Annotated in this window: 30 protein-coding genes and 2 pseudogenes; 10 read left to right on the top strand and 22 right to left on the bottom strand. The window is 40.6% G+C overall.

Annotated features, from left to right (window positions below; genetic code table 11):
* The 5 genes from LI149_RS03840 to LI149_RS03820 form a co-directional block, all read right to left on the bottom strand.
* Nucleotides 1–221, bottom strand: a 221-nt coding sequence (locus tag LI149_RS03840) for a peroxiredoxin (protein ID WP_227142973.1), incomplete at its 3' end; no start/stop codon positions are given.
* 3 nt (nt 222–224) lie between these two features.
* Complete coding sequence (locus LI149_RS03835; RefSeq protein ID WP_168934311.1) at nt 225–434, bottom strand: DUF6219 family protein; 210 nt, start codon at nt 432–434, stop codon at nt 225–227.
* 280 nt (nt 435–714) lie between these two features.
* Nucleotides 715–1041: a hypothetical protein gene (locus tag LI149_RS03830; RefSeq protein WP_227079431.1), complete on the bottom strand. Its 327-nt coding sequence runs from the start codon at nt 1039–1041 to the stop codon at nt 715–717.
* 4 nt (nt 1042–1045) lie between these two features.
* A complete protein-coding gene (locus LI149_RS03825) occupies nt 1046–1258 on the bottom strand; it encodes a sporulation initiation factor Spo0A C-terminal domain-containing protein (protein ID WP_227079432.1) in 213 nt (70 codons plus the stop codon).
* A 150-nt stretch (nt 1259–1408) separates the two neighbouring features.
* The gene (locus tag LI149_RS03820) at nt 1409–1726 is read right to left on the bottom strand and encodes a helix-turn-helix domain-containing protein (protein ID WP_008688152.1); all 318 of its coding nucleotides are present in this window, start codon (nt 1724–1726) and stop codon (nt 1409–1411) included.
* Between the two features lie 179 nt (nt 1727–1905).
* Between LI149_RS03820 and LI149_RS03815 the strand changes: the two genes are divergently transcribed.
* Entirely contained in the window at nt 1906–2112 is a 207-nt protein-coding gene (locus tag LI149_RS03815) for a DUF6219 family protein (protein ID WP_082210884.1), read from the top strand.
* A gap of 76 nt (nt 2113–2188) precedes the next feature.
* On the opposite strand, the gene LI149_RS03810 is transcribed toward LI149_RS03815, so the two are convergent.
* The 14 genes and pseudogenes from LI149_RS03810 to LI149_RS03745 form a co-directional block, all read right to left on the bottom strand.
* Nucleotides 2189–2494 (bottom strand): hypothetical protein, encoded by a 306-nt coding sequence (locus LI149_RS03810; protein ID WP_227142972.1) that lies wholly within the window; start codon nt 2492–2494, stop codon nt 2189–2191.
* A 570-nt stretch (nt 2495–3064) separates the two neighbouring features.
* Nucleotides 3065–3346: a type II toxin-antitoxin system YafQ family toxin gene (locus tag LI149_RS03805; protein ID WP_154496864.1), complete on the bottom strand. Its 282-nt coding sequence runs from the start codon at nt 3344–3346 to the stop codon at nt 3065–3067.
* The gene (locus LI149_RS03800; protein ID WP_154431021.1) at nt 3331–3615 is read right to left on the bottom strand and encodes a type II toxin-antitoxin system RelB/DinJ family antitoxin; all 285 of its coding nucleotides are present in this window, start codon (nt 3613–3615) and stop codon (nt 3331–3333) included. The genes LI149_RS03805 and LI149_RS03800 overlap by 16 nt, the downstream gene beginning before the upstream one ends.
* A gap of 365 nt (nt 3616–3980) precedes the next feature.
* On the bottom strand, nt 3981–5318 hold the full coding sequence (locus LI149_RS03795) for a citrate/2-methylcitrate synthase (protein ID WP_154431022.1): 1338 nt from the start codon (nt 5316–5318) through the stop codon (nt 3981–3983).
* Nucleotides 5296–5802 carry a MarR family winged helix-turn-helix transcriptional regulator gene (locus LI149_RS03790; RefSeq protein ID WP_075681754.1) on the bottom strand — a complete coding sequence of 169 codons (507 nt, stop codon included), beginning with the start codon at nt 5800–5802 and terminating at the stop codon, nt 5296–5298. The genes LI149_RS03795 and LI149_RS03790 overlap by 23 nt, the downstream gene beginning before the upstream one ends.
* Nucleotides 5803–5875: 73 nt before the next feature.
* Entirely contained in the window at nt 5876–7489 is a 1614-nt protein-coding gene (gene groL / locus LI149_RS03785; protein WP_168934287.1) for a chaperonin GroEL, read from the bottom strand.
* 46 nt (nt 7490–7535) lie between these two features.
* Nucleotides 7536–7820 carry a co-chaperone GroES gene (groES, locus tag LI149_RS03780; RefSeq protein ID WP_075681758.1) on the bottom strand — a complete coding sequence of 95 codons (285 nt, stop codon included), beginning with the start codon at nt 7818–7820 and terminating at the stop codon, nt 7536–7538.
* 211 nt (nt 7821–8031) lie between these two features.
* Nucleotides 8032–8466: a MarR family winged helix-turn-helix transcriptional regulator gene (locus tag LI149_RS03775; protein WP_154431024.1), complete on the bottom strand. Its 435-nt coding sequence runs from the start codon at nt 8464–8466 to the stop codon at nt 8032–8034.
* Nucleotides 8467–8633: 167 nt separating this feature from the next.
* Nucleotides 8634–9026, bottom strand: coding sequence for a hypothetical protein (locus LI149_RS03770; protein WP_227078350.1), 393 nt, complete (start codon nt 9024–9026; stop codon nt 8634–8636).
* A 150-nt stretch (nt 9027–9176) separates the two neighbouring features.
* On the bottom strand, nt 9177–10496 hold the full coding sequence (locus LI149_RS03765; protein ID WP_227078349.1) for a plasmid recombination protein: 1320 nt from the start codon (nt 10494–10496) through the stop codon (nt 9177–9179).
* 310 nt (nt 10497–10806) lie between these two features.
* The gene (locus LI149_RS03760; RefSeq protein WP_227078348.1) at nt 10807–11169 is read right to left on the bottom strand and encodes a hypothetical protein; all 363 of its coding nucleotides are present in this window, start codon (nt 11167–11169) and stop codon (nt 10807–10809) included.
* Between the two features lie 31 nt (nt 11170–11200).
* Nucleotides 11201–11866, bottom strand: a complete 666-nt coding sequence (locus tag LI149_RS03755) for a CHC2 zinc finger domain-containing protein (RefSeq protein ID WP_227142971.1) — start codon at nt 11864–11866, stop codon at nt 11201–11203.
* Nucleotides 11867–12147: 281 nt separating this feature from the next.
* Complete coding sequence (locus tag LI149_RS03750; RefSeq protein WP_227078346.1) at nt 12148–12483, bottom strand: DUF1778 domain-containing protein; 336 nt, start codon at nt 12481–12483, stop codon at nt 12148–12150.
* Nucleotides 12473–12667 (bottom strand): annotated as a pseudogene (locus tag LI149_RS03745) (hypothetical protein); the annotation flags it as partial. The pseudogene LI149_RS03745 and the gene LI149_RS03750, both read right to left, overlap by 11 nt.
* Before the next feature lie 97 nt (nt 12668–12764).
* Here LI149_RS03745 and LI149_RS03740 point away from each other — a divergent pair.
* A complete protein-coding gene (locus LI149_RS03740) occupies nt 12765–13004 on the top strand; it encodes a DUF6061 family protein (protein WP_173865490.1) in 240 nt (79 codons plus the stop codon).
* Between the two features lie 99 nt (nt 13005–13103).
* Here the strand turns inward: LI149_RS03740 and LI149_RS03735 are convergent.
* Nucleotides 13104–13388, bottom strand: a pseudogene (locus LI149_RS03735) (ABC transporter permease); the annotation flags it as partial.
* Between the two features lie 218 nt (nt 13389–13606).
* Here LI149_RS03735 and LI149_RS03730 point away from each other — a divergent pair.
* The 8 genes from LI149_RS03730 to LI149_RS03695 all read left to right on the top strand — a co-directional run bounded on the left by LI149_RS03730 (nt 13607) and on the right by LI149_RS03695 (nt 21979).
* Nucleotides 13607–14782: a helix-turn-helix domain-containing protein gene (locus LI149_RS03730; protein ID WP_023921589.1), complete on the top strand. Its 1176-nt coding sequence runs from the start codon at nt 13607–13609 to the stop codon at nt 14780–14782.
* Between the two features lie 2 nt (nt 14783–14784).
* Nucleotides 14785–15315, top strand: a complete 531-nt coding sequence (locus tag LI149_RS03725; protein ID WP_005333547.1) for a hypothetical protein — start codon at nt 14785–14787, stop codon at nt 15313–15315.
* Nucleotides 15316–15447: 132 nt separating this feature from the next.
* Nucleotides 15448–16296, top strand: a complete 849-nt coding sequence (locus LI149_RS03720) for a MerR family transcriptional regulator (protein WP_005333545.1) — start codon at nt 15448–15450, stop codon at nt 16294–16296.
* Between the two features lie 328 nt (nt 16297–16624).
* Entirely contained in the window at nt 16625–17152 is a 528-nt protein-coding gene (locus LI149_RS03715) for a DUF5697 family protein (RefSeq protein ID WP_005333543.1), read from the top strand.
* A 6-nt stretch (nt 17153–17158) separates the two neighbouring features.
* Nucleotides 17159–17860 (top strand): DUF6100 family protein, encoded by a 702-nt coding sequence (locus LI149_RS03710; RefSeq protein WP_005333541.1) that lies wholly within the window; start codon nt 17159–17161, stop codon nt 17858–17860.
* A 109-nt stretch (nt 17861–17969) separates the two neighbouring features.
* Nucleotides 17970–19076 (top strand): hypothetical protein, encoded by a 1107-nt coding sequence (locus LI149_RS03705; protein ID WP_022415648.1) that lies wholly within the window; start codon nt 17970–17972, stop codon nt 19074–19076.
* Nucleotides 19066–21036 (top strand): VirD4-like conjugal transfer protein, CD1115 family, encoded by a 1971-nt coding sequence (locus tag LI149_RS03700; RefSeq protein ID WP_022415647.1) that lies wholly within the window; start codon nt 19066–19068, stop codon nt 21034–21036. Before LI149_RS03705 ends, LI149_RS03700 begins: the two co-directional genes overlap by 11 nt.
* Nucleotides 21037–21055: 19 nt before the next feature.
* A complete protein-coding gene (locus LI149_RS03695; protein ID WP_023921587.1) occupies nt 21056–21979 on the top strand; it encodes a S1 RNA-binding domain-containing protein in 924 nt (307 codons plus the stop codon).
* Nucleotides 21980–22474: 495 nt separating this feature from the next.
* On the opposite strand, the gene LI149_RS03690 is transcribed toward LI149_RS03695, so the two are convergent.
* Both LI149_RS03690 and LI149_RS03685 read right to left on the bottom strand, forming a co-directional pair.
* Nucleotides 22475–24937: an ABC transporter permease gene (locus tag LI149_RS03690; RefSeq protein ID WP_227142969.1), complete on the bottom strand. Its 2463-nt coding sequence runs from the start codon at nt 24935–24937 to the stop codon at nt 22475–22477.
* Nucleotides 24937–25608, bottom strand: coding sequence for an ABC transporter ATP-binding protein (locus LI149_RS03685; protein WP_172676439.1), 672 nt, complete (start codon nt 25606–25608; stop codon nt 24937–24939). The genes LI149_RS03690 and LI149_RS03685 overlap by 1 nt, the downstream gene beginning before the upstream one ends.
* Between the last annotated feature and the right edge of the window lie 27 nt (nt 25609–25635).

Raw genomic sequence — 25635 nt, 5'->3', positions numbered from 1 at the left:
GCTACAGAGTCCTTGCTTACTCCGAGAATAACAGCTCCCTTCTCAGTAAACTGTGGATAACGCTCAGAAAAGCCACATGCCTGCTTCGTACATCCTGGTGTGTTATCCTTTGGATAAAAATATAAGATCACTTTTTTTCCTGCATAATCGCTTAATTTATGCACTTCTCCGTTCTGATCCGGCAATTCAAAATCCGGTGCTTTTATTCCTAACTCTAACATTTACTATTCCTCCGCTTTTGTATTTTCCACCTGTTTTCTTGTTCTTTTATTGCCTGAAATCATTTTATGACCAGAATAGACTGCCATAATCATGCATATCAGAGAGCCAAATGCAAAGTATTTGTGTGCTGCTTTTAGCCCTTTATATCCTGTATAAAAAGTTCCAATCATTGTGATTAAAGCTACTACTGACCAATATTTATGTGCTTTCATGTAATTTCTCCGTTTTTCAGTGTATTCAATTCTAATTATACGCTACCACATTCCTATGTCAATTTGATAATGGAATCTTCCTATAAAATTTTTCAGAATATCATGGTTAAAACTATGTATTGTTATCATTGAATTTTTCTTTGAAAAAATCTGACAAAAAGCTTTCTTTCAAGAGATTACTATTTAATCTCTTTTCCATCTATATATAGTTGAAATTTATCAGGATTATTAACAACATCATAGTCCTTTCCATATTCTATAGGTCTGTATTCGGCTGTCATTACTGATTCCCCATCTTCAATATCCTCTTTCCTAAATAGATGTTCATATCAAGACTCGTCGCATATCCCCTGTCTGTGGAGAATTTTGTCGAATAAAAAGAATCATCCTTGTACATCTGCAAAAGCTCTCTTGCAAACGCTTCTCTATCCTCAATATTTTTCCGGTTAGCAACCACGGTAATATTTTCATCTCGATTTACGGAAAATGTTCCAACTACATCCGGTTCGCCTTCCTTATGACCAGATTCAGATTTCCCATAAATACTTCCTGCAGCAATTATCAAGATCACTGCTCCTGAAATCAATGCAATTATCTTTTTCTTCATATTTTTATTTTCCTTTTAGTTTTTTTACTGCGTAATTGATTACTTCTTCCGGTGTAGGTCTTTCTCCTTTAAGTGTCATTTTCTTCCATTCTTCCTGCACAGCCGGATCAGGATTATCAAATCCTGCATCTATGGCTATCCACATTTCTCTGCGTACTTCTTCTGGTGTTGTGTTGTACTTTTCTGCAATCTTCTCATAAATAGTTTTCTCTCTCATTCATTTTCCTCCGATATATAACCGGAATTACGTCTTGTTCTATAGAACCAATTTAGCATATTTCTATTATCATGAAAAGACACTTTACAACTTAAATCTGAATAAATGGTCAAAAAAAGAAGAGCTACTTGCTCTTCCCAGTTTGTCATATTACTCTTCCAATAATGTATGAATTACTTTGATGATTTTTTTCTGCTCTTTGATCGGAAGTTTTTCAATTTTTTCTGTCAGCTCATTGGTAACGCCTGTAACTGAATGTGCCACAACATCAATTAAAAGAGTATCTGCTGAAACATCTAATGCATTTGCAATTGCAACAAAGGTATCCAATTTTGTAACTTTCAAGCCTCTCTCTATTACACTCACATGCGTTGGACTTAAATTTACTAATGCAGCCAGTTCCTCTTGCGTGAGATTTTTTGCTTCTCGTGCTGATTTGATTCGCTGTCCTACTGCTTTCAAATCCATCGTAACACCTCCTCCAGAACGAATAATCATTCTGAATTTAGTATACTTGCGGATATCTTAAATATACAGAATCGCAAAACCAAGTTCTAATTCCATAGAACTATATTCAAAGTTTTTCTTTGCATTTTCGTAAAAAAGCGTTATGATTGAATCAGTTAAATCTAAGGAGGTATCAAATCATGAAATCACATAAATACTGGTCTCTCGGAGCACTTTTCTGTATGTTGGGATGCATTTATTCTGGAATCAAAAAATCTATGACTGCACATAAATACTTTGCCTATTCTTCATTGCTTTGTATGGGCATGTCCATTTATTCCGGTCACAAACTGGTTTCTCCAAAGAAGAAAAAAATCACTAAATCAAATAATAGTGAGAATAGTTAAATAAAAAATTGACCTTTATTCATCAAAGACAAAGTTGCTGGAGAATATTTTTTCTCTCCAGCAACTTTCTTTATCTTTAAGCCATTGAAATACAATACTGTCCAATCAGCTTCATCCAACTATTATATTTATTCTTTTCACACACCTTTCGGCAAATTTCATTTTCCATCAATACACAGAACATCTTATCATAATCAAATGCCCAAACAGCACCATAGAAACGCTTCACAAAATACTTTGTCGGAACTTTTCCTCTAAGCGTCAGGTAGCCCTGTTCTTCCAGTTCCTTGTTCAGATTTCCGATGATTTCATAAGCCGATGTCTGTTTTACTTCCAGAAGTTCACATATATCGGCTGCCTTTAAAAATAATTTATTCTGCATAATCAGTACCTCCTCTGTTTTGAATATTTATCTCTTCATATACTCTGTACTGGCAGATGCAAAATCGGACATCATTTTCCGAAATTTATCAAATTTTCTTGTTTTTTAATTCTCCATCAGTGTGATTACTGTGTCATGGAGTTTAAGCTCATCGAAAGTAAAGAACCTTTCTGTGGTATCTGTTTTCTAAATGCAGGCAACAAAAAAACAGTCTGCCTTGACGAAAATCACTTCAATCAAAACAAACTGTTCTTCATATTTACTCTAATTTTATTTTATGAGAATAACCAATTTCACGAAATTTGCAGGTGAATCTGGAATATAAACAAGAGAAAAAAATAATTTTTAAACTCCATTTGCACTCCATTTGGTCTTTTCGACACCCCGCAAAGCCTTTATTTATGGGCTTTTCCGCGATTTTTCAAGCTACTCAAACTCCCTAACTTAATCCTTGTCTTAAACATTTTTGTTAAGGCGTTCTGTTATGATTTGACTCCATTTGGTTTCATCTGCACCAATCACATGTGCTGTATGAGCTAATGTTATCAAATTGTTATCAGTATTATGTTATCACATGTTAAATAGATCTGCATGTGTTCCTGTATCGACCAAGGTCAATGTCAGAATACCATCTTCTTTTAAATATATTAGTAGCCAATCCGGTTGAATGTGGCACTCTCTAAATCCTTGGTATTTTCCTTTTAATTCATGGTCTCTATACTTTTCTTCTAAAGGAATATTATTCTGAAGCATAGTGACGATATCCTCTAAAAGAGATATATCAAGGCCTCTCTTCCTAGCTAATTTCAAGCTTTTCTTAAATTTTCCAGTAAGTATCAATTCATACTGCATCCATCAAGGTCCTCCATGGCATCAGAAAAGCTACTGTATCTCTTTGTTTTAGGATCCTTGCTAATTCTTTTCGCTTCTTCCATAGCCTCAATAACCTCTGGCTTATATTGTGGAACTACTACATCAAATGGAAGACCACCTCTCATAACACACTGTCTGAGGAATATATTCATTGCGCTGGACATATCCATTCCTAACTGCGAAAAGAGCTCTGTAGCCTGCTTTTTTAAATTTTCATCAATTCTTACCTGAGTAGGTACTGTAGCCATTTGAACACCTCCCATATAACACATTTGCCTATAGTATATACTCATTTCTTAATACCTATTATATGAAGAAAACCATCATTTGTCAATATTTAGGTTTACATTGTAATCCAAATGTATTATTCTATTTCCCAATACTCATTAACATTCCTTAATGTAGCACCTATTATTTTAGGATTTCTTTTGTTGGATGTCCATATCATTTCGTTGGGACAAAGAAAATGATACAATTCAACGATGAACCCTTTAGACAGCAAAAAGGGTGTTCAAATGAACACCCCTATGAAGTCTCCTGCTCTTTAATTTTATGTATATGCTGACGCATTATTTTATTATTACACCATCTGAAATCTTGGTTAGAAAGCTCTCTAACTGAGTCTTTTTTCTTCCATAACACTCATATATGCTGGTCTGATGATTTTATCCGTGCAAATCATCTCTTCTATTCTGTGTGCACTCCAACCTACGATTCTAGCTACTGCAAACATGGCTGTATAAAGTTCTACCGGTATACCCAGCATATCGTAGACAAATCCACTGTAAAAATCTACATTGGGACTGACACCTTTATAGATATGTCTTTTATCTGCTATGATCTTTGGAGCAAGCATCTCTATGTTTTCATACAATTCAAGATCTTTTTGCCTTTTCTTTTCCTCTGCCAGTTGTTTTACATAATCTTTAAATACTCTCTCCCTCGGATCAGAAATAGAATATACTGCATGTCCCATTCCATAGATTAAGCCCTTTTGGTCAAATGCATCTTTATCAACAATCCTTCTTAAGTATGCTTCTATCTCATCCTTATCTGAATAATCCTTTATATGCGCCCTAATATCATCCATCATTTCCATTACCTTAATGTTGGCGCCTCCGTGTTTTGGTCCTTTTAGCGAACACATTGCTGCTGCCATCGTAGAATAAGTGTCAGACCCGGATGACGTAACGACTCTTGTGGTAAATGTAGAATTATTACCTCCTCCATGTTCCATATGCAAAATGAGTGCCGTATCTAAAACCTTTGCCTCTGTAAGGGTATATTTCCTGTCTGGTCGCAGAAGCATCAATAGATTTTCCGCGGTGGAAAGCTGTTTATCGGGATGATGAATATACATACTCTCATTTTTTTCATAATGATTGTAAGCATTATATCCATATACTGCCAACAATGGGAACTCACTGATGAGCTGGATGCACTGACGCAGCGAATTGCTGACACTTGGTTCTTTTACCTTTTTATCATAAGATGCCAGGGTAAGAATACTTCGGGTCATGGAATTCATGACATCCTCCGAAGGTGCTTTCATAATGACATCCCTTGTAAAATTGGTTGGCAATGTCCTACACTCTCCAATAATTCTATCGAAGTCTTCCTTCTCTCTTTCATCAGGCAGTTTTCCCATCAAAAGAAGATATGCTATTTTTTCAAATCCAAACTCATTTTGTCCTAAACAATGAATCAAATCTTCCACTCGATAGCCCCGGTACCACAATTCCCCATCGCAGGGAATCTTCTGATTATCAACAATTTTTGAAGACACTATTTTTGATATGTTGGTAAGTCCTGTAAGGACACCTTTCCCATTTTCATCTCTAAGCCCTTTGTTTACGCCATATTCTTCAAATAACCGCGGAGCAATGTTATCATTTTTCAGACAAACTGCTTCCAATTCTTCAAAATAATCATTCATCTGCTCCGTTGTCATCTCTATTCACCTCCAGATTCTCCACCTCACTGCTCATAATAGTTTCCAACTGCTTCATAAGCTGTAGTAACTGAATCAAATTATCCTTTCCAAACTTTTCGAACACCTTCCCGTAATACTTCTTAAGTGTTTCTTCCTGCGCCCTTAACAGGCTTCGTCCGCTTTCAGTAATTGTAACATAGGTGCCCTCACTGCCGTTACCGTCATGAGACCATAATACATATCCTACGTCTCGTAGCTTTTCTACCATTTTAGAAATCTGTCGCATCGTCATCTGAAGCTTGTCCGCTAAATCCTTCAGATAGACTCGTCCTGAATAAATGTCGGATGTCTCCTCCATTGCAATATATTGTAATGCAATGTATTCCGGGATACTCATTTTCATAAAGACATCTTTTCTATGCTCCCGGTTAAACAAGTGCCTTTGGTATATCAATTCGTTGGACAGCTTTATAATATCTGTATTTCCTATAGTTTCTGCCATATTACTCCTCCTTTATTTAAAATAAGGGAAGCAACAGACTGTCACTTCCCTTCGTAAAAGAGAATGGATTATTTTAATAGCCCATTTCCGGTTGTGCCGGCATTGCAGGTGCTGTTTCCTTAATATTTGCCACAGCAGCTTCCGTTGTTAATAAGGTTGATGACACACTAATCGCATTGGAAAGTGCACTTCTTGTAACCTTGACAGGATCAATAATTCCTGCATCGACCATATTGACGTACTGTTCAGAAATTGCATCAAAGCCTATGCCCTCATCTGACTCCTTTACCTTATTGATGATGACAGCACCCTCTAGGCCTGCATTTTCAGCAATGGCACGAAGCGGAGCCTCCAATGCCTTGGCTACAATCTCTGCTCCTGTTCTCTCATCACCCTCCATGCTTGATATCATGTCATGTACTGCCTTTTGTGCGTGAACATAAGCAGATCCGCCGCCACTGATGATGCCCTCTGACACAGCAGCCCTAGTGGCATTTAATGCATCCTCTATACGATACTTAGCTTCCTTCATCTCTGTTTCAGTTGCGGCTCCAATCTTAATAACTGCAACACCACCGCCGAGCTTAGCCACCCGGTCTACCAGCTTATCCCTGTCGTACTCAGAAGCATCTGCAGCCTGTCTCTTAATCATTGCGATTCTTTCTTCAATGTCCTGTTTCTTGCCCTCGCCATCCACGATGGTTGTATGTTCCTTTGTTACTTTAACTGATTTAGTCTGTCCAAGCATATCAACTGTGATATCCTTTAATTGCATGCCAAGGTCATCGAGTACTGCCTGTCCACCTGTCAGAATTGCAATATCCTTTAACATCTCCTTACGACCATCACCATACCCCGGTGCCTTTACAGCTACGACCTTGAGTGTGCCTCTCAACCTGTTTACGATTAGTGTTGTAAGTGCTTCACCCTCTATGTCATCTGCAATAATCAGCATTTCTCTTCCCTGCTGCATTACCTGCTCCAATATAGGAAGAATATCCTTTATATTAGATATCTTTTTGTCCGTAATCAAAATGTATGGATGATTCATATTAGCTATCATCTTTTCTTTATCATCACACATGTAAGCAGATAAATAACCGTTGTCAAACTGCATTCCCTCTACAACCTCTATCTCTGTCTGCATCGTCTTTGATTCTTCTATTGTGATGACGCCATTCTCTCCAACCTTTTCCATTGCATCGGCAATCATTGTTCCGACTTCATCATTACCTGCAGATATTGCAGCAACCTTTGCAATGTGATCTTTTCCGGTTACAGGCTTGCTCATTTTAACCAGTGCTTCAATAGTTGTATCTGCTGCTTTCTTCATTCCTTTTCGCAAAATAATTGGATTTGCACCTGCTGCTATATTTTTCATACCCTCGCCTACTAGAGCCTGTGCCAAAACAGTTGCCGTTGTCGTGCCGTCTCCTGCAATGTCATTCGTTTTGGTTGCGACCTCTTTCACAAGTTGTGCACCCATATTCTCATAAGGATCTTCCAGTTCAATCTCCTTTGCAATCGTAACACCATCGTTCGTAATCAAAGGAGTTCCGTAAGATTTATCCAATACAACGTTACGTCCCTTAGGTCCGATTGTCACCTTTACTGTATCTGCCAGCTTATCAACGCCTGCTTCCATCTTTTTTCTTGCATCGATATCAAACAAAATTTCCTTTGCCATGTTAATTCCTTCTTTCTACATATAAAATAACTGTATTTTTATTTTACTACTCCACAATTGCAATAATATCGGACTGATTTACGATGATATATTCCTCATCCTCCAACTTAACATCTGTACCGGAATACTGAGAATAAATCACACGGTCGCCTTCTTTTACCTGCATTTCTGTTTTCTTTCCATTCTTTTCACTTCCAGGTCCTACTGCAATGACAACAGCTGTCTGTGGCTTTTCTTTTGCACTATCCGGTAATATAATTCCGGACTGGGTTTTTTCTTCTGCTTCCTGCTGTTTTAAAACAACACGCTCTCCTAATGGTTTTAACTGCATAATCATTACCTCTTTTCTTTATTGTTAGCACTCTCTTGTATTGAGTGCTACTTATTTTGTAAAAAATATATGCTTCATATGAAGCATATATAAACAGTTTGTTTCCAAACTGTTTGTTTAAAAAGGATTATAGCACATAAAAAACCTATGTCAACCCATTTTTTCAAAAGAAATAAAAAAATTGCACACCGATTACTCGGTGTAACAATTCCTAGTCATTCTCCAACAATCTGTCTATATTATGACTAATCTGCTCAGACACCCGGTTAAATACCGCCAAAGAACTTTCATCAATTCCTTCCACCACCTTGGCGGTTAACTCTGCCCAGAGAATCTCCATTTCCTGACAAAGATGTTCCGACGCATCAGTCAGCTCATATTTCACATATCTACGATCTTTATCATCTCTTTTGCATACAATGTATCCTTGTTTAACAAGATTCTCTAAAGTAGTAGACATATGACCTTTATTCATCTGCGTGTACCGACATATATCCGTCAATGTTGTTATATCATCATAATGAGATAGCAAATAAACAACTTCCAGTTCCAATCTGTTTAGGTTTGTCTTATTTTTTACATCAACCATAGCTTTTTCAAGAAGACGATTAAACTTTCCACCTCTCAAATTTTTTTCAATATTCATCAAAATTTCACTCCTATTTTGTTTTTACTCTTTTTACAAAATATCAAATTAATCCATCAAAATTTTTTTCATGGGACATCTTATCGTTTATCATATCATATCGCCTACATTTTTTCCACATAAACCACCCCAGTATTTCACTGCCCGAGTGCCATCAAATCCTATTTCTATACTCTTACTTCAAATCCGTTCTTGAATATGAATCTTATATCATCCTTAGCTTTTACAACCACTTCCTGCACAAGGCTGCTCCAAATCCCGGCATCGAACTCGCAGGTTAAGCCGTCCTGCTTCTCCAAAGTGCGAATGAACCCTTTGAACAATTCTCTCTTCGCCTTCTTGCTTTCTATCTGCTCGGCGATGTCATCATACTTAGCTTTTGACTTTTCATACCTTGCCGTAAGTTCGGCATAGCGTTTTTCATACTCATCTTGGTCTAATGCCACACGGCTGTTCTCTGCAATGGCAATCTGCATCTGCTCCGAGATGATATTAAGTTCTGTGATGCTATCCTGTAAATCCCTGTCAAGTGAATCCGTCTCACAGACCATTTCCATCATAACTTTGGTGTTAGCAAGAATCTCATCTCTTTCAGAAAATAACTTGTTGGCTGCCTTAATGAATAATTCCTTTAACTCATCCTCGTTGCTATGATGACTAATTTCTAAACAAGGCTACCCTAAATCCCCTCATCGAACAGACATTGATATTTATATTGCAATGTCCTTTTCCCTCCTCGCTGTAGAATTCACTACCTGTTCGCATTTCTGTTTTTCAACAACCTTCTGCTTAGCCTCCATCCGATCTTTTATAGACTTCGGCCTTACAAATTCCTTGAACTCTTCCACTAATCCTTTTACATTAAAGAACTTATCATATTGCAGTACTTTATCCTTCCATGTTTTCACTTGAACCATTAGGTCATCAATTATCCCCTGCATGTGTTCCAGTTCCCGATCATAGATTTCATTTAATTTTTCCAAAGTCCCTGATGCCTGCGCCATATCAATAAGACGGTTGAAATCTTTCTCAGAAATTTTGACTGACGGCTCACTTCCAAGAATAGAGGGAAGCTGTTTTGCATTCTTACGAATCACCGCAAGTTCCTTTGCAACAGGCTTTCCAGCAGCCAATACTTTATCAATTTTCTTTTCATATACTGCATAGCGTTTTTCCCTGTCTGCGATTTGCTCATTTATTTCATCAAGATGCTTTTTGCTTTCTTCAACTTCTTCCCTTGCATCTGCAATTTCAGCACCTACTGATGCAATCACACTCTCAGCTTCCTGTTTTTCGGCATTTAAGATTTCAAGTTCTGCCGTCAATTCCTCTGTGGCCCGCATAGCTGCCTTATATTCGGGAATTGTGTAATTATCACGTTTTACTCCAAGGATTTCTACCTCAATCCCCCGCTCCAAACACAATCCTTTTAAATATACACGTTCTCTTTCCTGCCAATGAGTTGTTTCATTATCTGTCTTTGAGACAGCCGGAGCAATCCCCATTTCCTGTAAAGCCTTTGTAAGACTATTTCTTGTATGCATCTTTGTTTTATATCCATGTGCTACAGGAATATAATCAAGATGCAAATGTGGTGTGGCTTCATCCATGTGGAGAACCGCATTAAACAAATACAGATTCGGATTGCGTTCCTGAAAACTTCTTGCATATTCATCTAATATTTCACTTGCTGCTTTTGCATCCACAGATAGATTTCCCTCTACATCAAGGACACCTGTATCATCCTTCTTTCCAATTTGAACAACAATCTCATAAAATTGTTTCTCTCCATTGCCGGAATTCTTTATGTCTTTCAAATAATCCGTAACCTGCCGGTCCTTTCGTTTCTGCTTCGCATTATATTCTGCTATCGCTTCACCAAAGAGCTGATCATAAGCTTCTCTGATTGGCTGCTTAATATACTCCACATTCCATGCAGTTCGATTACGATCTACATTTTCCGCAATAAAATCTCTATTATTATGGGATATGCTCCCTTTTCCTTTCACAAATGAAATTGTTTTGCCCATATGCATTTTCTCCCTTCTAAAATGATTTTCTTTCGTACCGCCCGCTTAAGCGGGTTCCCGGCGCATACCGCCGGGGTTCTGTTACTCTTTCCAAGAGTAATTTTTTATTACTTTTGACACTGCGTATCAAAAGCCCAGTCGCTCTTCCGAGGGACTCCTGCGGAGAGCTTCTGCCAACGTTAAAGCTGTTGGCAGGTATACAGGACATATCTTACAGATATACATCCGATTCGATATAACCTGCCTCGCTTTCCCTGAAATGTGGCATCATTTTTATGCCACATATATCCGTCTGGCATCATTGTGATGCCTATCCAAATAGATCGAGGAAATCGAGTGCATCCTCCCCGAGCAATTCCGGTTCGTCTGATTGGGACTTTGTTTCATCATGATCCTCGTCCCTTCCATCACCTGAAACAATAGCTCCATTTGATACGCTACTGCCTGTCTGCATTGTCAGCTTATTTGTAAGCTTATCTGCAACCAATTCAGCAATACGCTCCGCAAGTACATCATCAACATTCCTTTTCGTTGAACCTGATAAAATCAGTTCAATAGCAACTGAGTTCTTCGATGCATTTTTCTTTTGCGCCATTTCTTCAAGCATTTTCCATGTTTCCATATCCCTTTCGTTGTCAGCCCGAAATCTGAGGCTTATCCTTTTATCCTTCATAAACATTTACCTATAATGTAGAAAAGAGAGCTTACGCTCCCTTTCTCATTCTCACTTGTGTCATATACAGGCTCTCATATCCCTTTGCAGTAGCACATATATCTGAAATGATTTCCACACTGTCTGTATCATATGTCCCAAAGTTTCTGATAAGACATCCTCCGCCACCAATGATGTGAAGCTTGACCATCTCCGGGTCATACTCATATTCGCTGAGCTTATCAAAAATTTCTACAGTGTATTTTTCTGCCTCAGTCTGCATCACTGATAAGATGCGATTGGATGTATCGGCTGTTCCGTTTCTGAGGAAATCTTCAATCAGGCTCTCATCCGGCAGCTTTCCGCATTCAGCCTGTACAGCGTTATAAATGCGCTTTACACACTGATGCACGCCAAGCTTGTCAGTATACATCCGGTCTGACATCGCTCTGCCGTTTGTAATTACCAGTGTATTCATCGTGCCATTGCCGATATCAGCAAGCATATGTACTCCTTTATATAATGGCATCAAAGCAACAATACCGGCATGTGCTCCACATCCAAAACAATAATAATGAGACGAATCTATCTTCATGCTCGGATGTTTATCATTATGGAATGGACAGCAGGCCATTCCGTTTCTGTTCACTTTCAGTCCATAGGATTCTGCCACCTGCCTGACAGATATCATGGACTTTATTTCATAAAATATGTTCAATAACTTTCTGCCTCCTATTTTCAAAATTTGCTAACTATTCAGAGCCATGCAAATTTTTAAAATATAGGAATCATGCTTGCATGAATGACTATATTTTTAAAAATTTATATGGCGAGAAGCCACATCGAGATAAAACAAAGTGGAATCGAGATGCGGGTCTGAATAGTTACAATATTTTATTGATTTTGGCCGAAAGCCTTGTTATACTTTTCTTGTGAATATGTATGAAAAGGCTTCGGCTTTTCAGGAAAATCCCTTGTTACCAGCAGGGGATTTTTCTTTTACTGTTTCCATTCATCATCCTTCTTCATGCCTTCCAGTGTTATCGCTATAAGACGAATCGTATCCAACAGATCTGAATCTACACCTACACCGGAATCAATTCTTTGAAGTTCCTGCATCACCCCTTTCAATTCTTCTTTTAAGGCTTTGAATACTTTAGGATTTCCCTGAACAACGATGTCTTTGTTCTGTAGCCTTTTTATAATGAAATCCTGTTTCGTAAGCCCCGACAGATGCACTGCTCTTTCAATCAGTGCATCTTCTTCCGGCGAAACACGGAAAGCCACGATTTTGTTTCTATGACGTCCCTTTTGGTCTAAATTCTTAGCTGACATCTTTTTCAACCTCCTGATCTTTGACATCCATACCACGTTCATTGTCAAGGAAATCTGCCATTTCATCCTGCTTCGTTGGAAACAGGTGCGCATACCGATAGGTTATCTTTTCTGACTCATGCCCAACACGATTTCCAATTTCCAGTGCTGTAAATCCTTTGTTGATCAGAAACGAAACATGAGTTTGACTTCCTGAGGGATAATATAAGAAGTATACAGAATCCGGGCATCTATGGACAAAATACTGATATAAATAATTACAACGGAAAGGACAGAGAAAAATGAAATTGATTTATGCAGAATACAATATGTATCATAATAGTATTGATGTAACCACATTCGATGGATATGTTTTAAGAATTGACTGCAATGTTGCAGAGGATGGCTTGCGGACAACTCCCGGTTCTCAATGTGCCTTAAATGCATTGGCAATAGACGAGCCATTGGAATATGCGACATTGGCATTGGATGGAAATTTACAGATGTGGGTAGATGCAGAGGACAGTCTTGAATTGTTTTAAGTAAAAAGCAAAAGAGACGCTTAGGCATTTACCCCATGCGTCTCTTTTAATAGTGTACTTTTATTTAAAATAGCTTTGCAATATAGACTTTTTGTATAGTCAAGCAACTTGATGTTTACAATAAGAACGGACTGCCAAAAGCAAGAATACCGGAACCTCTATTGCCGCAGAAACCAAAATAATATAAGGCGTCCAGAAACTCATTCCGCCAATATACAGGTAGTTAAAATTTGCAAGCTGATAAAGCAAGTTATTCTGCAACCCAATTCCTGCTAATGCCAAAATTATTTCTAACTGCCCCAAGTTAATGTTGGATAGATTTATGATAGAAAACAGCATTTGAAACGAGGTTTTCAAGCAATCTGTTCCGAAAGCCATATTCAAACTCCAGACAGACAGTACGGAGTATTAACGCATATAGACGATTTTAAAGGCTTTTTAACCAGTTAAGAGCAACATAGCCACATAATCTAAATTTTAAAAATGCAATAAAAATGCAATGAGTGACACGACTACTTGCTATACTTCCATCGGCTTCTTCTTGATACCAACACTATGAAAAGTCCGATTACAATTAAATATACTTTGAAAGGAAGATCACCATGAATTACAAATTAGAACTCAAACAAATCGTGGAATTTCCACGCTGTCGCATTTACCGTGACTTCATACAAACTTTAATCACTACCAAGAGCATCCGAACTACCGGGGGCTCTTTTCTTTTTTATTATCTGGTATTATGCTCCTATGCAAATTACCGCACATCCTACCGCCGGATGGAACACATTACCTATACCATTGGTCCAGGAGAGTGGATCTGCACAGTCACAGATCTTCAGGAATGGTTTCGCTGCCGTTTCCAACATCAAGCGTTGTCCATCCTTCGATTTTTTGAAGAGCAGAATTACATTACCTACTCTCTTCTCGGCAAAAACCGCCTGGTCAAATTCAAAATATCAGACTGGCCCAAAGACAATACCGTATTGGAATACAACTATCCCTGTAAAAAAGATACAGGGTTTTTCTTTTTCCCGATTGCCAAAGTTCACGAACTAATTGGCATTGGAAAATGCTCGGAAATGGATGTTATTCTGGATCTGTGGATTCATGCAGTTTACAACGATTCCTCTGTCCTGGGATCTGATTCCGGTCCCATTGTCTATTACCGGGATAATACCGGAAATCCCCTTACCAGCTTTAATGAACTGGGTGAAAGGTGGAGTCTGTCAAAGGCATCGGTATCACGACTCTTGAAGAAACTGGAGGAAAAAGAATACATTACACTTATCTCATTTACAGGAAAACACGGAAGCGTAATTTATCTCAACAATTACCTGTCCGTGATGTTTAATATCAGCGACGTTATGATTGACAAGGAGGAGATCGCTATGAAGATGCAATTACCAATCCATGTACCTGAAGAAATCACTATTGAGGATTCTGCTTCTGTTAGCGTTTCAGAAACTGTCACAGACTCACAAATCACCGTTACAAAAAATGATTCCTGCGTTCCAGATTCACACATGAAATTTATCGTGCAAAAAGTCGCAGAACTATTGGATTCACAAGGGATTCCATGTTGCCACTGCTCCAAAACCCGCTATATATTATCTCCATTATCAGCCTGCAAAGATATATTTAATACATTTACTCTAAATATTATCTGTCCCTACGGAAATGCCGCTTATCGGTTTGAGTTGTCCGTAAGTCCAGGGGATGAGTCTGCCCAAAAGATGCCTGCCGTGGCAGAGCCTTCTGCACTGAAAGGGGGGGAATAGACATGGCAAACCGCAATACACAGGGATTTCCTTCACCCGAAGAAGATCCACGTTTTCACGACACCTATCAGTTTTTACGCAGATACCGGGATGCAACCTACAGCCTGAAGGTAGTCGTACACCAGATGGAGCACCAGTTTAAGCTCCAATACGACAATGACATCGACAAATTTCTGGACTCCATCTATGCTGCCGGGGCTGATCTTACCGGAAGCGACATCGAACAACGGGCAAAAAGTATTGCCAGAAGCAACCAGATGCTGAAGCTTTTGGAATCATCCATCGATCTCCTCCGGAACAATCACAAGCATGGGGAACAGTATTACTGGATTCTCTACTACGCTTTTCTCTCTCCACAGGAAATGAAAAATACAGATGAGATATTGGATAAGCTGGCTCACCACATCACCAATATTTCCTACCGCACCTATTACCGGAAACGCAGGGCTGCGATTGAAGCACTCAGTACCATCCTTTGGGGATTTACTGCAAAAGAGACATTGGATACGCTCAACAAGTTCTTTCCAGAGTAATACATATCGCCTATCTCCTCGGCTTTTCGTAATATCATAAAAATGTTATACTAAAAAATGCAAAATATATATTGACTCTCACGGAACGTCATAGCGTACAGTTATCTTATCAGGAACAGGAGGTCAGCAACTATGAGGACAGTCAAAGAAATATCAGAACTTACAGGTATCAGCGTTCGCACGCTTCACTATTACGATGAAATCGGGCTTTTAAAACCAACACAAAAAAGTGATGCGGGATACCGGCTTTATGACGATAGGGCATTGGAAATATTACAGCAGATTCTGTTTTTCCGTGAGTTTGACATTCCTTTGAAAGAAATCAAAGCTGTTCTGGAGAATCCTGCTCTTGAAAGGAACCAGATCTTGCAAATGCAGAGAAAAATGTTGGTAGCAAAGAAAGAACGTATGGAACATCTGATTGCCAGCATTGATGATATCCTGAAAGGAGAGAATAAAATGGATTTTGCGATTTTTAGTAAAACGGAAGTTGAAGAAATGTTCCAAACTATGTTTGAACATATGCCTGACAATATGAAAGAACTTGCTGTAAAAGAGTTTGGAAGCATTGAAGAATGGAAAAAGCATTATATTAAGACAGTTTCATCAGAAGAAATGCAGAAAGGCTATGCTAAAGTTGTTGAGTGGTATGGAGGAAAAGAGCAATTCCTGTCTGTTGCCAACAATCCTATTAGCAAAGAGGCTGCAGAAAGTTACAACCAACAATTTGACAATCTTTTATACAAATTAGCAGCTAAAAAAGTATGTTCACCAGATTCTTCTGAAGTAAGAGAACTTGTTTCCGAATACGGTTTTCTTATGAAACAACTTTCACAGATAAAGAAAGAACACGGTCTGATGGTTGCACAGGCTCAATATTACCGTAATGAAAAAATCAAACCTATGATAGATGAAAAATACGGCAATGGTACAGCCGAATTCTTCGCACAAGCTTTCGAAGCATTTTATAAAGACAAGTAATCATTAGAACTACACAAAAGCACAACAATACACCATGCAGGGAATCAAAATGGTTTCCTGCTTTTTTTATGCCAACCAGTGAAAATGGCACAGAAATGACCTGCTTCTGCGATTGAAGCGTAAAATTACCCATGCTACAATAGGTATTGCTTATAGTTTTCCTTATTTCCAGCACCCATAGATGGTGCTTTTTTTGTACCTGTAAATTCAATCGCTGACAGCAGGTTCTATGTACTTTGTACGTACACTATACTTACAATACCAAACGTATCCTGTACGTACAGCCATATGTATAAAGTTTCCTATTATATATAGAAGGGAGTCAATCATGAAAACAAGGAACGAAATCTATCAAGGAGAGGGAGCCAAGCTCTTACGGTTCATTACCACTTACCATACTCTGAGGTATGACCAGGTTTTACAACTTTTCTCCCGACATGAGCAGTCTATCAAGTCATTGATTACCAGCCTCATCAAACAAGGGCGCATCATTTACGATAAAGAGCATGACCTTCTTTGTGACAGCCAGCAGTCTGCTGAGAATCCTGACTATGCTATAATTACATGCTTCTGGGTACTGCTGGATTTTAAGAAAGGTGTTGTATACCACACCAGTGGCGAATTTCCAATCAAGCTCAATTTCTTTTCGCAAGATGAACAATACGAAATCATCTATATCGGTGAAGAACAGGAGGCTCTGATCAATCATGTGATGGAAAGTATCCCATCACATGGTTCCAAACGCCTGATTGTCTTAGAATCCGAAAGCCAGGCTGCCAAAATCACCATTGATGATGTAGCCGCTTACTGCCTTGTAAATGAATCCGGTGCTGTCAGTTACTACATGAGAAAGTAGGTTATTATGACGCAAAATACACCAACCATTTACCAGCGGCTTGAAAAACTGGAAGGGGAGCTGCAAAAACTGACGAATACCGTTTACGCTCTGAAGGTCACTGATATCCAGAATTATGATAAAAATTTTGAGGAACTGAGCGTCAGTGCTGCTCTTCGGGCGGAGCGGATTGCCTGCCAGATGCGTAACCTTGTCTGTCCGGCTCTCTCCCCAAATCAAGCAGCTTATCTTCCCAAAGCGGCAGATGCACAGGGAATGCGGATTGCAGAACAGCAGGGGATTCTCACCATTACGCTTCCCGGACTGCTTCCGAAACGAAGAGTCCACACAAACACTGCATTTCTCCATGAACCGCTTAATTATATGCTTCGGGAGTATGTAAAACAAAATGCCCTGCCCCTCTATCGTGACTGCGTGATATGTTTCAGTCAAATATATGACAGGGAACTTCCTCAAAGACGTATCCGGGATTATGACAATCTGGAGTTTAAACAGATTCTGGATACACTTTGTACTTATGTTCTGACAGATGACAGCGGCTTTTTCTGTGATTCCTACTACACGACACAGCTTGGCTTAAAGGACTGTACACTGGTATCGGTTATGGAAAAAGCTGACTTTCCGAAATGGCTGCAGAACCAGAAAAATCATCACGAAAGCATGTCGGAAAATCTCCTGACTTCTCAGGCAGAAATCCGACATCGGTAAGAACCACCGCAGGGAACTTTGTTTTCTTGCTTTTTTTATCTCCAAACCACCGGAGATTTACCCAAGTATAGGCTTGCATGGGTAAGAACTGAATTGAGGTGATGCTTATTTGATAAGACCTGACACTACGAAATACCGCTTACTGGAAATGATAGGGATGTGCGGGGAATTTCCCGCAGACCAGCTAAACAGACTCATCCCAAGTGCCTCCTATGCGGAAAAACTCATTACGGATTTGAAGGCGGAACACCTCATCCGTACCCACTACCGGGATGCTCTCAGAGGCTACCGTCTTACAAAAGCTGCGAAAGAGATGCTGTTATCTGTCTCGCCGCTACGCTTCCAGTGCTATCTGACCGGCAATACCGAGACGAACCTCATCCGAAGTGAAGTATCCCGACGTATCCGCTTACATCAGAAAGCCGAAACGTATCTGACACTCCTTCATGCCGGGATTCCCTTTTATCCGGATGTAAAACCTGACATCTTCTGTAATCACCGCGAAGCTGGTTCCATCGGTATGCGAAGCCTTCCTCTTTTTTACGCTTCCAGAGAAATTAAGGAATTGGGCCCGGAGACCACGAAGATTAGGAACTCCCGCAGCATGGGCATCCTGATGGCACCGCAATGTGTCTATGTCCTTTATAACACGGGAAACGGAGTCCTGAAATGGGAATATCGAACGGAAGTCCGCTTAAACGCCTTCCTGCAGCATTACCTGCAAGGCTACCCTTACAACGGACATCCACAGATCCGGGCAATCATGACCGGAACCGACATGGAAATGGCTTTCCGGCTGTTTACCAGTACCGGAGGCTACAAAAAGAGCCTGTTTATGCTGGACACCTCCTTCGAGCATTTCCATTACCTTCCCAATACTCCGGAAGGGGAAGTGCTTTTAAAACTGCTGGTTCACCCTGAGATCATGGAAAAGCTGGACAACCTCCTGCTGTCCGATCTGGGCTGCCGCAGCGATTCAATTCCACTGGAACATGATGCCACGGATGCTTCCGGGAACCCCATCCTTCTTGCTTATGATTTTGACATGCAGCGAATCAACCGGTTCAATACCGGCTTAAATGTATACGGCAGATCCGGGAACCTGATCTGTTTCGATTTTCAGATTCCGGTCCTGAAAAAATACTTAACTGCCACAATCCATTTCTCCAGTATTGACCTTTGCAAATTCAAAAGGGGGTTTTTACATGAACCGTAAATGGTGGAAGCTCATTTATATGCTTCCGATCACCTTCTGCACCCTCTATGCAGGAGGCTATGTTGCTCAATTTATCCGCAACTATCAGACCTGGGAATCTGCCGGCAATTTTGCCGGAAACGGAACTGCCCCGCAGATCCCCTCCCCGCACCCGCTCGCCTGTCTGGATGCCCTGACTGCTTTCCCGTACAATCTGTATGGGATTTTTCTATGTCTGGCAGCTTTTGGACTCCTGACCTTCCTTCTCATGCGTATGGGATTTGACCGAAACGGGGAAATAACAGACCGGGGCCGGAACCTGAATTATTCCACAAAGGGAACCTATGGGACTTCCGGTTTTATGACTTTGGAGGAAATGCATCAGGTACTGGAGCTTACGAATGATGTCAAGAAACACAAGGGAACCATTCTTGGAAAACTGAACGGAAAAGCCGTTTGTCTCCCGAAGGATACCCGCATGAACCGGAATATTGCCGTTTACGGTGCCAGCGGTTCCATGAAAAGCCGGGCCTTTGCACGCAACATGATCTTCCAGTGTGTTGCCCGCGGGGAAAGCCTCATCATCACCGATCCAAAATCGGAATTGTACGAAAGTACAGCCACTTACCTTGAGAATGCCGGATATATCGTGAAATCCTTTAATCTTGTAAACCCGGAAAACTCGGATAGTTGGAATTGTCTGGGTGAAATTGGCGGACAGGAAACCATGGCACAGGTATTTGCTGATGTCATCATCCAGAATACCGGTTCTGCCAAAGGCGATCACTTCTGGGACAATGCCGAGATGAACTTATTAAAAGCTCTGATTCTCTATGTGGATCAGGGATTCCCACCGGAGGCAAAGAATATCGGACAGGTATACAAACTCCTGACCATGAGTTCGGAAAAAGAACTGAACAGCCTCTTTGACCTGCTTCCGGTCTCCCATCCGGCAAAAGTCCCCTACTGCATCTATAAGCAGGCAAGTGACACGGTACGTTCCGGCGTCATCATCGGACTCGGTTCCAGACTTCAGGTATTCCAGAACAAGCTGATCCGCCAGATCACTTCCTATGATGAGATCAACCTGACGCTGCCGGGAAAAGAAAAATGTGCATACTTCTGCATCACTTCGGATCAAGACAGCACTTTTGATTTTCTTTCTTCCCTGTTTATGACCTTCGTATTTATCAAACTGGTCCGTTATGCAGACACCTATGGGGAAGATGGAAAACTGCCGGTTCCGGTACATATCCTGGCTGATGAGCTGGCGAATACGGGAGCAATCCTATCGCTCAACAAAAAGATTTCCGTGATCCGAAGTCGAAACCTCAGTATTTCCTGCATTTTCCAAAACCTGCCTCAGATGCAGAACCGGTATCCCTTAAACCAATGGCAGGAAATCATCGGGAACTGCGACACTCAGCTATTTTTAGGCTGTACGGATGAGGTAACTGCTACATTTATCTCTAACCGCTCCGGTGATGTGACCGTTGGTGTCAGCAGCGAAGCCAAACAATTAAATAGCTGGAGGGTATCCGATTATACACCGGAATACCGCCAGACCAGATCCATCGGGAAACGAAAGCTCTTAACTCCGGATGAGATCCTGCGGCTCCCGCTGGATACTGCACTGATTATCCTGCGTGGTCAGAAGGTACTGCAGGTAGAAAAATACGATTACACCCTGCACCCGGATGCCCAAAAACTCATTCCCCGGAAGGCTTCCGAACATATTCCGGAATGGAGAAAAGGAGCATGTAGTGAAGAATATACGTACACTCCAACTATTCCTGCTTCCCACCCGAAAAAAACCGCTTCTTATGGAAAGCAGAAAAAGAAAAAAGCTGAACCGCACTTTGACCAGCAAAGCGTTTATCAGGAACCTGGCTATCACGATTTCCCGGATGACTTCTCAGCAGATAACTATTCGGATCACACAGACATGGTTCCTTTAGATAAAGATTCTATCATGTCATAATTTGAAAGGAGACACTATGATGCCAAACGAAACAACCAACACACCTATTTTAACTCTGGATTCCGATGCGAAGCTGGAAACAGCCCAGTCCATTTCAGACCTTACCTGGCATGAGATCCAGAATGCCTACCGTACCCGCCGGATCTTAACCGGAATGCTTGGCGGTATCGAGAAAACAGAAAACGGCAGCCTCATTGCCGTGGTTTACTACAAGGATTTCCGTACTGTCATCCCAGTAACTGAGATGATGATCCATCTCATGCAGGATGAAGCACACGATTATGGGGAGCTTGCTCTGCGGCAGAACAAAATCCTCAACAATATGCTTGGATGTGAGATTGATTTTCTGATTAAGGGATTAGATCCGAAGACACGCAGCATTGTCGCCAGCCGGAAAGAAGCGATGCTGAAGAAACGCCAGATCTTCTATCTGGATAAAGATGCTTCCGGAATGCCGAAAGTTTATGAAGACCGTATCGTGCAGGCAAGAGTCATTGCTGTTGCGGAAAAGGTAGTCCGGGCAGAAATTTTCGGTGTGGAAACCTCCATTCTTGCCAGAGACCTGTCCTTCGACTGGATGGGTGATGCCAGAGAACGCTTCCAGGTAGGCGATCACATCCTGGTACGCATCCTGGATGTGCGGGCAGACTCACCGGAGCAGGTCATTGTCCACGCAGATGTCAAAAGTGTGGAAGGCAACACCAGCAAGGAAAACATGAAAAAATGTAAGATTCAGGGAAAATACGCCGGAACTGTGGAAGACATCCATAAAGGCACCGTCTTTGTCCGGCTCTCCATCGGTGTCAATGCCATTGCCCACTCCTGCTATGACAGCCGGACAGTCGGGAAAAAGGATCAGGTATCCTTTGTGGTGACGCATATTGATGAAGAGCGTAATGTTGCCCTCGGCATCATCACCCGCATCATCAAGCAGACCATATAAGGCTTCCACCTTATTTTTAAATAGCTTTTTTTCATATACAGCACCAATTAGTCCAGCAAATACTCACGATACAGCTACATAAGGTGACAGAATAAAGTATTTTTCAGACCATTACCTTATTGTACTGAAAACGGTAACGTGTTATACTGATTCGGTATTACTGAACCGGAAAGACGGATGCATTTCGATTTTGCCCTCTAGTATCCAAGGAGGGTGATGCCCATGAATACAATGGAAGTATTGACTTTACTATTGGTAATTTTTGCGGCTTTGACTTATATAGATCGACATAATAAGAAATAGCATCCACGACCCTAGGAAAGTTTTGGATGCTATGACTTATACATAGAATATAAAATTTAACTGAGGGCATCAGATTTTGCATCTGAATACCTTTCTTGAGTTCATTATACACTGGGGGATTTGAGAAATCAAGTCCCCCTTTTTATTATGACATTGATTAGTATCTGCATTAAACATCAGAAATTTATATTCTTACTCACTGAAACGAATTCTCTCTATCAATGAATCTTTCCTTACTGACTTTGCAATGAATATTGCCAATAACATCTGTATCACAAACAATGTTAAAATTATAATAATAGCTGCTGTTACCGGATAATGGTATGTGCTGATATCAAACATTCCTGTACGCTTTGCATATAAAAACAACGGATATCCTGCAAGACTTCCCACTCCGATACTGATAATAAGAGTGCCTACTGTATAGAATATACCTTCCAACTGGAGCATCTTCATCAACTGACGGTCCGACATTCCGATTGCCTGCATCATGCCAAGCTCCTTTTTTCGCACATGGACACTATTGATCATTGTGTTAATCAAGTTCATAATGCTGATTGCTGCCAGAATGATGATAAATGCATAACATGCACCTCTAGTCATCTGTATGGCATTTTCCCATGTATCGTACTCATTCTTCCAGGTACGCATCTGCAGTCTGCCTGATCCATCCACAATAGCCTGTAGAGATGCTTCCAGTGCCTCATCATAATCCTTATCTGCAATCACCTGAAAATAGCTGGAAGAATTATTTATGGTAAGTTTCTCTGCCCCTTCTTTTGCCATGATAAGACAGTTATAGTTTGTCAGACCTGTTCCATATTCACCAATTGCTGCCACTTCAATCTCTTTTTGAAAGGTATTATCTCCATCATGAATATTGAGTTTCAGCTTATCTCCCACTTTAATATCTGGATACCAGTGAAGTAGCGCGCGGTCCAGAATCACTTTATCCCCGGATTTCAATTCCTCGTATGTGACATTGCCTTCAGTGATTCCTTTTTTCAGCTCTTCTGCGTATTCTTCCGGCACTCCATTGATAAATTCGGTTCCAATTTTTTCTTCAAAAGGTCCTCCTGATACCTTCAACGCGGTAAACACATCTACCCGCTCAACACCGTCAAGCTCCTCTATCTGCTGCTTTAGTCCTTCATTTAATGGATTATTCTTTTGAACCTCCGCCCATTCATATTCAGGATGCTCTTTATTCCCGGATTCCACAATTGGAGAAATCTCATATTGCCCCACAATCGAACTCTTTGCACTTTCCATCGGATTTGCACAAGACAGCACCGTTGCTACCATCATGACAAATATTCCGGTAACGGCCATAGATACAATCGTGATAGTACTCTTCTTTTTATTCTCTGCAAGATTTCTCTTGGTCAGTCGTCCGATATTCAGAAATTGATATCCCTTCCTGCTGCTTTTCTGTCGCTTACTGCCTCCCTGGTAACGCATAGCTTCTATTTCTGATACCTTCGCCGCCATACGCATAGGCTTCATCAGTGACAGATACACTGTACACAGAGTCACTGCAATTGCCAACAGATAAATCCACCAATAATAAAGTTGGACTTCTCCTTTAGCTACAACCTTGTATGCCTCTGTTATAAGTACGTTTGAACCCTTTGCATGTTCTACAAACTGGAGAAGTACAACTTTCACAGCAACTGTTCCGATCAAAAGTCCTATCGGAATGGCAAACAACGCCACTCCCATTCCCTCTCTTAGTACGATTTGTCTAAGCTGCCGTTTCGTAGCCCCGATTGCCTTTAACTTTCCAAATTCCCGAACCCTCTGGTTCATAGATACATAATAAACACTATAAATTGTGATAATGCCCGCCAATACAACAATAAGCATGATTCCTACAATCACCGGAATTGTAGCCGGATCCACATAATTTGCTGCAAGATACTCTTTATTAATATTCATGTCATCCTCGGAAATCCCGAACTGTCTGGCAATATTCTGTATCGTCTCTGTATAATCTGCAGTCGTATTTCCTTTCTGTCCATTCACCTGAAGTAAAAACCGATATTTCACCTGTTCTACCGGTATCTCCGCTTTCAGAAAGGCCTCTGAAACCAATGATGTATATTGTTTTTGTTCTTTGCTGCTCTCATTATCTGCTAAAAAACCACAGATTCGAAAGTCTTTCTCCTTCGTATAATCCAGTCCGTCATCTTTCAGAATCTGATAAGGTACTGTGATAGTGTCACCGATTTTCCCATTCTGTCCTAATGCTTCCAGTATTCCTTTTGAAACCACAATATCATTTTCTTTCTGCGGAAGTTGCCCCTCTTTCAGCTTCACTTTATAAAGTTCCATCCCTGTTCTGTCCATATACATCATGGAAACCGTCGCATCTTCCAGATTCATGTACCCCGCATCGCTGCGGAGTCCGTAAGTTTTCACATCATGATGTGCCGCCAGTTTCATAACTGTACTCTCGTCCACGTTCCGATAAAGGGCATGCCATGTTGGATAAATCTTATTGATTACCGCAAAGTTCACTTCCACCATATCTTTTCCGATTGATGGGATTACGAACAGCAGTAATGTTGTCAGGATAATGGCAATTCCAATCAGTATGTTTTTGCTCTTATAATGCCGCATATTGCAATATGCAACTCTGGTCGTCATCTTCATTATCTTCTCACCGCCTTGCCATCTTCAATGATAATCATTTCATCCGCCATCTGGGCAATCGTTTCATCATGGGTAATCATGATAAGCGTCTGCCCGAAATCCGACACGCAGCTTTTCAATAGGCTCATAACCTCTAGCTCAGTCTGGGAATCAAGGTTTCCCGTCGGCTCATCCGCCAAAATTATCGCCGGTCTTGTCACCAATGCCCTGGCTATCGCAGTTCTCTGTTTCTGTCCACCAGACAAAGCAGACGGCATCGCATCTTTCTTATCCTGCAGTCCGATTTTTTTGAGAATATCTTCCACTTCCCGCGGCTTTACCTTGCGATTATCAAGTCCCAGCGGAAGAACGATATTCTCCCACACATTCAGCGATGGAATCAGATTAAAATCCTGAAAGATAAATCCTATCTTCTTTCTTCGAAACTGTGCCAGTTTATCATCTTTTCGAGAATAGATATCGGTTCCATCAATCCATACTTTGCCGGAATCCGGTCTGTCAAGCCCTCCAATCAGATGCAGAAGTGTAGATTTTCCGGAGCCGGAACGTCCTACGATAGCTGTAAACTTGCCTCTCTCTATCTGTAAACTTGTATGATCCACGGCTCTCACCTGATTCTCGCCTTCTCCATAATACTTTACTAGATCTTCTACTTTTAAAATACTACTCATATCTTCAAGTCCCCTTTCCATTTCATA

It is taken from the genome of Dorea sp. 210702-DFI.3.17, assembly GCF_020560825.1.
Lineage (GTDB): Bacteria > Bacillota > Clostridia > Lachnospirales > Lachnospiraceae > Dorea > Dorea formicigenerans.
Note: the sequence above shows the minus strand (reverse complement) of the source record. Positions and strands in the feature narration are given on the sequence as shown.